Below are 2,094 nucleotides of genomic sequence, written 5' to 3'. Positions count from 1 at the left end.
GCTTTGCATGGCACGGGGCTTTGATCCTGTATCCGCTTTTATTAAGAAGAACGGGTCTTGTTAAGCCGTCAATTAAGCATATTTACAAGCCTATACTATTTCTGTTGGTAACAACACCTTTGATATATGCTTTTGATAAGCATTTTAATTGCAATTTCTTTTTTGTGAACTGGCCTGTGCCGGGGAGCCCGTTATCTTATTTTGCATCATTACTGGGTAATCCCGGGTATCTTATTGGATATGCAGGGCTTGTACTGATAATACTTATTATTGTTTATGGAATAGATCTTCTTATAAAGACTATACTTAAGGATGAGAGACTAATCTGAAAAATATCCCGATTTTTGTAGAGTATGAAGATGCCCACTGCCAATGTGTTATATATACATTGTAGCTGTGGGCATCTGATTGTTAATTGCCCAAAATATTAGTTAATACATACATCCAGTAGAAGAATACTGAAACTGATCAGAAAGTCAAATACATATTCACCGGAATTTTTGCAATAGCTTACAAACTCAGGTATATCCAATGTTATATCCCATGTAAGCTTATACGGTGCATCCGGATCTAACGTTGTAATAGTCATACTGACTTTCTTGGCACTTGGATCTGTCATTTTACGTGCTTTATTTAGGATATCATATTTTTCCATAGACACCTCCTTGAAATAAATATTTAGTTTTGCATGTTATGTGGATTAAAGCCGGATGTCGGCCAGATGGAAGATCATACTTCCAATAATATTTTTATAGAAAAGCAAAACATTGTCAATAAAATATTGTAATATATAAACGGATTTAGAAAAGTTATTTAAAAGCTTGCCGATGTCATGACTTCATCATCTTTGCCATGTTTCATTCTTGTTTCTACTATGTTTTTTCGCACTTTGGAGACAAAAAGGAATACCCCCTTAAGGTTTTGAAGGTTTAGTGTAAAGGTGGCGTTTGCGTAGTGGTAGACTTATTGCTTTTTTTCCAAAATGATAGATATGATAATAACAAGAAGCTTGACCTTTCAAGTGATGCAACAGTGATCAGGTACCTGACTACATTTACGGCAGCAGACAGCATTATGAGGTGTAAGGATTTTATGAAGAGATTTATTACATTCTGTCTTATAACTACATTGCTGATTCTATCAAGCTGTGGAAGCAAAAATGATGATAGTGTATCTGTTATAGGTGGAGCGGATGGGCCGACATCCATTTATTTAAAAGAAAATGATGACTCAGGTAATTACACGCAGATTGATCAGGAGACTGCAAAGCTTATGATGGAGCTTGATGACGGTCATGTGATCGTTGATGTGCGTAGAGAAGATGAGTATGCCAAGGGGCATATCCCAGGGGCTATTTTGATTCCTAATGAAAGTATAGGCACAGAGCAACCATCAGAGCTTCCGGACCTGGATCAGATTATTCTTGTTTACTGCAGAAGTGGAAGGCGGAGCAAGGAAGCTTCTCAGAAGCTTGCAGATATCGGATATACTAATGTCTATGAGTTTGGTGGGATAGTCGATTGGACTGGTGAAATAGTTACCGATTAAACTGCTAAAGAGACGGAAGTATTGACAGATTTGCTTGGATGTAACAGTGACGTTGGAATAGGGAGATATAAATTGTTAGATGAAGGTAGCAGCTTACCTATACAGGGCGTAAGCATTAATTGGGACAAAATAGATGAAAATAGCTATCTGTGCAGGATAGATGCAATTAAGGATTTGGATTATCTTGCCTTTAGGAAAAACATTACTATATTTGTGGGTGAGAATGGCAGTGGTAAATCTACTATGCTTGAAGCTATTGCAGTAAATTATGGATTTAACCCTGAGGGTGGCACCAGGAACTATAGTTTTTCAACCTATGATTCTCATTCGGAGTTATGTGATGCAATAAGGCTATCCAGAGGATTCAATAAGCCGGGGTGGGGATATTTCCTTAGAGCAGAGAGTTTTTATAATGTGGCATCAGCAGAGGAAGAATATAGTAGACTAGGTGGAGTTCCACAGCACTTCCATGAGCGTTCACATGGTGAAAGCTTTTTACAGCTGGTTCAAACGAATTTTAAAGGGCATGGGCTTTATCTTTTAGAT

4 protein-coding genes are annotated in these 2,094 nt (G+C 37.6%); 3 read left to right on the top strand and 1 reads right to left on the bottom strand.

The window, feature by feature from the left end; translation table 11 throughout:
- Window positions 1-329 (top strand): TMEM164 family acyltransferase (locus K6G87_RS00090; protein WP_296832157.1); only part of this gene is annotated, 329 nt, incomplete at its 5' end.
- 98 nt (window positions 330-427) lie between these two features.
- Here K6G87_RS00090 and K6G87_RS00085 read toward each other — a convergent pair.
- Complete coding sequence (locus K6G87_RS00085) at window positions 428-655, bottom strand: hypothetical protein (RefSeq protein ID WP_296832154.1); 228 nt, start codon at window positions 653-655, stop codon at window positions 428-430.
- A 437-nt stretch (window positions 656-1,092) separates the two neighbouring features.
- On the opposite strand from K6G87_RS00085, the gene K6G87_RS00080 reads away from it, so the two are divergent.
- A complete protein-coding gene (locus tag K6G87_RS00080; RefSeq protein ID WP_296832162.1) occupies window positions 1,093-1,548 on the top strand; it encodes a rhodanese-like domain-containing protein in 456 nt (151 codons plus the stop codon).
- A 99-nt stretch (window positions 1,549-1,647) separates the two neighbouring features.
- Window positions 1,648-2,094: AAA family ATPase (locus K6G87_RS00075; RefSeq protein WP_334304841.1), on the top strand; the 447-nt coding region annotated here is incomplete at its 3' end.

Source organism: Butyrivibrio sp., assembly GCF_024699075.1.
The sequence above is the reverse complement of the archived record's forward strand: the minus strand, read 5'-3'. Positions and strand labels throughout refer to the sequence as shown.

Bases quoted from the DNA above. Each gene is read 5' to 3' on its own strand.
- K6G87_RS00085 (WP_296832154.1), bottom strand. From the start codon at position 655: ATGGAAAAATATGATATCCTAAATAAAGCACGTAAAATGACAGATCCA.
- K6G87_RS00080 (WP_296832162.1), top strand. From the start codon at position 1,093: ATGAAGAGATTTATTACATTCTGTCTTATAACTACATTGCTGATTCTA.